The sequence below is a fragment of the Mesorhizobium sp. M7A.F.Ca.AU.001.01.1.1 genome (genome assembly GCF_004022735.1).
GTDB lineage: Bacteria > Pseudomonadota > Alphaproteobacteria > Rhizobiales > Rhizobiaceae > Mesorhizobium > Mesorhizobium ciceri.
The window spans coordinates 1-4,586 of sequence record NZ_RZPF01000544.1 but is presented as its reverse complement, the minus strand read 5'-3'; the positions used below and the strand labels follow the sequence as shown (position 1 = coordinate 4,586).

Genomic DNA, 4,586 nt, shown 5'->3' with positions numbered 1-4,586 from the left:
GCTCTAGATCGTTAAAAGAGGGGACGACCTCCATGCAGCTCATCGAATTCCTGGCGCCGCATTTTCAATTTGTGTCCGATCCAACCGCCTGGGTCGCGCTGCTGACGCTGATTGTGCTCGAGGTCGTGCTCGGCATCGACAATCTGATCTTCATCTCGATCCTGACCAACAAGCTGCCGGAAGCACAACGGGCCCGTGCCCGCCGGCTCGGCATCTCGGCGGCGCTGATCATGCGGCTGGTGCTGCTGGCCACCATTTCGATCATCGTCCAGCTGACCACGCCGGTATTCACGGCCTTCGGCCATGGTTTTTCCTGGCGCGACCTGATCCTGATCGCCGGCGGCCTGTTCCTGGTCTGGAAGGCGACCAAGGAGATCCATCACACGGTCGATCCCGACGACCACAAGGATACGATGATGGGCGAGACGCTGCAGATCAGCCTCGCCGGCGCGATCTTCCAGATCCTGCTGCTCGACCTGGTCTTCTCGATCGATTCGATCATCACCGCCGTCGGCATGACCGACGAGATCGCCATCATGTACATCGCCGTGATCGTGGCGGTGAGCGTGATGATGCTGGCGGCCGGGCCGCTGGCCAACTTCATCGCCAAAAACCCGAGCATTGTCATGCTGGCGCTGGGCTTCCTTTTGATGATCGGCATGACACTGATCGCCGACGGCATGGGCTACCATGTGCCCAAGGGCTACATCTATGCGGCGATGGGCTTTTCGGCATTGGTCGAGGGGCTCAACATGCTGGCGCGGCGGCGCAAGAAGCCGGGCGGCGGGCATTGAGGCAAGAGCAGCAGGGTGGTCGCCCTTGCACAGACCAGTCATGCGAGATTGATCTGCCAGGAGACCCCGAACCTGTCGTTTAGCCATGCGAAACGGCGGCTGAAGCCGTAATTGTCCGATGGCATCAGGAACGCGCCATCCTTGCCCAGCGTCTCGACAATTCGGTTCAGTTCATCCTCGGAGGAACAGTCCACATACAGCGACACCGATGGCGTGAAGGTGAATGCATGGTGGACGGGGCTGTTGAAGACCATGACTTCCAGGCCGGCGATCGACACCCGCGCTAGTTTGACCGTTCCTTGCGGACCGTCTTCGCCGGGGCCGTAATTCGTGACGTCGAGGACGCTGCTGCCGGGAATGGTCTCGCAATAGAGGGTCATTGCCTCTTCGGCCTTGCCCTCGAACATCAGGAATGGCGTTACTTTCTTCATCGCAAAGGCCTCCTCTTCCTTCTGGTTGCTCAGATGTCGGGTCGCTCAAACATTGGTCTCGTTGGCGGGTTCGCCTTTCATCTCGCTGCGGTAGTAACCGTCGCGCAAATTGATGCCGTACTCGACATAGGCCTTCATGCAGGCCAGCATCTGCGACCAGCCCTCGCAATTGAGGTAGGACTTCTTCAGGCCGACCGCGCCTTCCTGCCAGCCGCTCTCGGCGATGGTGACGAAGGTGCCGCCATCGTCCAGCGGTTCGAAGTTCATCTCGATGCGGGTTTTGTAGGCCGGCTTGCCGTCCTCATCGGTGGCATCCCAGCGCAGCACGATGCGGCGGTCCTTGACCACTTCGTCGACCTCAACCGGCACCTTGCCCCACCAGACGACGCCGGCGCCGGCTTCCAGCGGGGCGCTGGCGCCGCCGATCGTGGTGAAATAGCCGCTCAGTTTCTTCGGATTGACGACTGCGTCGAAGACGTCGGCGACCGGCTTGCCGATGCGTCCGGAAACACTGAATCCAAGTGACATATCCACAGCTCCTTCCCTTGATCGGTCCAAAGATACGTTATATAAACATAACATGTCAAGCAGATCGCAAGACGACAATGTTTTCAAGGCGCTGGCGCATCCGCGCCGGCGCGAAATGCTGGATCAGCTGAAGGACGCGCCGAAGACGACCGGCATGCTGTGCGAGGCCTTTCCCGATATCGATCGCTGCACGGTCATGCTGCATCTGAAGGTGCTGGAGGAGGCCGACCTGATCGTTGCGCGGCGCGACGGCCGCGAGCGCTGGAACCATCTCAACGCGCTGCCGATCAAGCAGATCCACGACCGCTGGATCAGCCAGTATGCCGGCCATGCGCTCAGCATCATCGACCGACTGAAGTCGGACCTCGAGGCGTGAGCGGCCGCAGCAGGTCACGTCTTGCGCCGCATGCGCGGTGCGGCTGGACGAATTGAGCCGATTTATCTATAAGCCGGCCATTCCGACAGAGAACGCCGTGCTTCCAAGAGGTGCACCTGGGACGCTCTGAAATTTTGAATTCGGGCATTGCGGAAGACGAGGTCAGATCACTTCGCTTCGCGATGCTCTAGCCGAGAAGACGACAGGGGTGCCATGGCTGGCCATTCACAGTTCAAGAACATCATGCACCGCAAGGGCCGCCAGGATGCGGTGCGGTCTAAAATGTTTTCCAAGCTGGCGCGCGAAATCACCGTCGCCGCCAAGAGCGGGACGCCCGATCCATCGATGAACCCGCGCTTGCGCCTGGCGATCCAGAACGCCAAGGCGGTGTCGATGCCGAAGGACAACATCCAGCGCGCCGTCAACAAGGCCTCGATGGGCGATGCCGAGAATTACGAAGCCGTGCGCTATGAGGGCTATGGCCCGGGCGGCGTCGCTGTCATTGTCGAGGCGCTGACCGACAACCGCAACCGCTCGGCGTCCAATGTGCGTGCTGCCTTCACCAAGGCCGGCGGCGCGATGGGCGAAACGGGCTCGGTTTCCTTCATGTGGGACCGCGTCGGCGAGATCTATTATCCGGCATCGGCCGGCAGCGCCGACAAGGTCATGGAAGCGGCAATCGAAGCCGGCGCCGACGACGTGGAAACCGACGAGGAAGGCCACACCATCTATTGCGCCTTCGAGAATCTCGGTGAGGTGTCGAAGGCTCTGGAAACCTCGCTCGGCGAGGCAGAATCGGTGAAGCTGATCTGGCGGCCGCAGAACAACGTTCCGGTCGACGAGGAGCGGGCACAGTCGCTGATGAAACTGGTCGCCACGCTCGAGGACGACGACGACGTGCAGAGCGTCTACGCCAACTTCGAAGTCGACGACGAGACCATGGCCAAGCTCAGCGCGGCATGAGCGGAGCTCAGCCCGGCATGAGCGAGAGAGTGCTCCCCGCCATCCGCATCACCTACTGCACGCAGTGCCAATGGCTGTTGCGCGCCGGCTGGATGGCGCAGGAGCTGCTGTCGACCTTCGGCACGGACCTCGGCGAAGTAACGCTGGTGCCGGGCACCGGCGGCATCTTCACCATTTCCTGCAATGACGTGCTTGTCTGGGATCGCAAGCGCGACGGCGGTTTTCCGGACGCGGCCAAGCTGAAGCAACTGGTCCGCGATGTCATTGATCCGGACCGCGACCTCGGTCATTCCGATCGGAAGACAAAGGCGTAGAGGCCGCCGGCGCTGCCGTCACTTGCGTCGCCACGCTCCGAAGGCGGCGCCAATCGCAATACCCGCGGCGACGCCCATCGGAAGGTCATCCAGAGCGGTGCCGACCGCGGCACCGACACCAACTCCGATTGCCATGCCGAAGGCCATATTCGAATATTGATCCTTCATCGGTGGCTCCATCCATCCTTTTCAACGCGCGGCGAACCAGAAGGATGCCAGCGCGGCTATGCCGCTGATGGTGCGGACATGGTTCCACATCACCCACTCGTCGAGGTAGCGCGACCACAGGCTTGCGCCATTGCTGCTGGCCGGATCGAGGGCGGCGAGCGCATCGTTGAGCGGGACGTTGAAGATCATCGTCACCACCACGATGCCGATGAGATAGAGCAGGCTGCCGGCAACCAGCCAGAGCGAGCCTGGCTGGTTCCAGCCGATCACCGCACCGATGGCGACAACGATGCAGACGAGAGCCGTGCCGAACAGTGCTGTCATGAACAGCGGCGTCACCGCTGTGACGTTGATGGAATTCATCGCGGCAATGCCGCTTGCGGCTGGCATGCGGGCGAGGCCCGGCATGACGAAGCTGGAGAAAGCAAAGAAGACGCCGCCGACGACGCCTGAGCCAAGTGCGGCAATGAAGATGAGAGTGGGAAGAAGTTTCGCGATCATGTCAGTTGCTCCAGATGCCCATTGTGCTTTCCTCCGCATAAACGTGATTAATCCTCACATTTGCAAAACGTGATAAACCCTCGTATTTTTCGAGTCAAGTGATTTTGGCGGCATTTGGAGTCAGGTATGGAAGACGCGGCAACCCCCGTTTCCGCACAGAAGCAGGCTGCTTCACCGCGTCGGGCGCCGGGCCAGCAGCGCAGCCGCGAGCGGGTCGAGCGCATGCTGGCGGCTGCCTCGGCGCTGATCGCCGAGCAAGGCAGCGATGCCATGCGCATGGGTGAGGTGGCGGAGCGCGCTGGGGTGTCGATCGGGTCGCTCTACCAGTTCTTTCCGGACAAGCGGGCGATCATCTGGGCGCTGGCCGAGCGCTACACCGCCGAAAGCCAGTCCTGCATTTCGGCAGCACTGGCTGGCATCAGCGACGCCGAAGGCCTGCAGTCCGCGTTTTCAGAGTTGGTCGACATCTATTACCGGCTGTTCCTGGCCGAGCCGGTGATCCGCGACATCT

9 protein-coding genes are annotated in these 4,586 nt (G+C 61.3%); 5 read left to right on the top strand and 4 right to left on the bottom strand.

The window, feature by feature from the left end; genetic code table 11:
• Nucleotides 1-32: 32 nt before the first annotated feature.
• Nucleotides 33-794, top strand: a complete 762-nt coding sequence (locus EN884_RS26615; RefSeq protein ID WP_013529109.1) for a TerC family protein — start codon at nucleotides 33-35, stop codon at nucleotides 792-794.
• A gap of 38 nt (nucleotides 795-832) precedes the next feature.
• Here the strand turns inward: EN884_RS26615 and EN884_RS26610 are convergent, their stop codons facing one another.
• The gene (locus tag EN884_RS26610) at nucleotides 833-1,225 is read right to left on the bottom strand and encodes a VOC family protein (RefSeq protein WP_063169206.1); all 393 of its coding nucleotides are present in this window, start codon (nucleotides 1,223-1,225) and stop codon (nucleotides 833-835) included.
• A gap of 45 nt (nucleotides 1,226-1,270) precedes the next feature.
• Nucleotides 1,271-1,753 (bottom strand): SRPBCC domain-containing protein, encoded by a 483-nt coding sequence (locus EN884_RS26605; RefSeq protein ID WP_063169205.1) that lies wholly within the window; start codon nucleotides 1,751-1,753, stop codon nucleotides 1,271-1,273.
• A gap of 52 nt (nucleotides 1,754-1,805) precedes the next feature.
• Between EN884_RS26605 and EN884_RS26600 the strand changes: the two genes are divergently transcribed.
• The 3 genes from EN884_RS26600 (at nucleotide 1,806) to EN884_RS26590 (ending at nucleotide 3,406) form a co-directional block, all read left to right on the top strand.
• Nucleotides 1,806-2,129, top strand: coding sequence for a helix-turn-helix domain-containing protein (locus EN884_RS26600; protein WP_024502907.1), 324 nt, complete (start codon nucleotides 1,806-1,808; stop codon nucleotides 2,127-2,129).
• A 213-nt stretch (nucleotides 2,130-2,342) separates the two neighbouring features.
• Nucleotides 2,343-3,092 (top strand): YebC/PmpR family DNA-binding transcriptional regulator, encoded by a 750-nt coding sequence (locus EN884_RS26595; protein WP_013529113.1) that lies wholly within the window; start codon nucleotides 2,343-2,345, stop codon nucleotides 3,090-3,092.
• A 17-nt stretch (nucleotides 3,093-3,109) separates the two neighbouring features.
• Entirely contained in the window at nucleotides 3,110-3,406 is a 297-nt protein-coding gene (locus tag EN884_RS26590) for a SelT/SelW/SelH family protein (RefSeq protein WP_127224143.1), read from the top strand.
• A gap of 18 nt (nucleotides 3,407-3,424) precedes the next feature.
• Here EN884_RS26590 and EN884_RS26585 read toward each other — a convergent pair whose 3' ends face one another.
• Both EN884_RS26585 and EN884_RS26580 read right to left on the bottom strand, forming a co-directional pair.
• The gene (locus tag EN884_RS26585; RefSeq protein ID WP_082826704.1) at nucleotides 3,425-3,574 is read right to left on the bottom strand and encodes a hypothetical protein; all 150 of its coding nucleotides are present in this window, start codon (nucleotides 3,572-3,574) and stop codon (nucleotides 3,425-3,427) included.
• Between the two features lie 21 nt (nucleotides 3,575-3,595).
• A complete protein-coding gene (locus EN884_RS26580) occupies nucleotides 3,596-4,075 on the bottom strand; it encodes an anthrone oxygenase family protein (protein WP_082826561.1) in 480 nt (159 codons plus the stop codon).
• Between the two features lie 126 nt (nucleotides 4,076-4,201).
• Between EN884_RS26580 and EN884_RS26575 the strand changes: the two genes are divergently transcribed.
• A partial coding sequence (locus tag EN884_RS26575; protein WP_164895168.1) for a TetR/AcrR family transcriptional regulator occupies nucleotides 4,202-4,586 on the top strand: 385 nt, incomplete at its 3' end.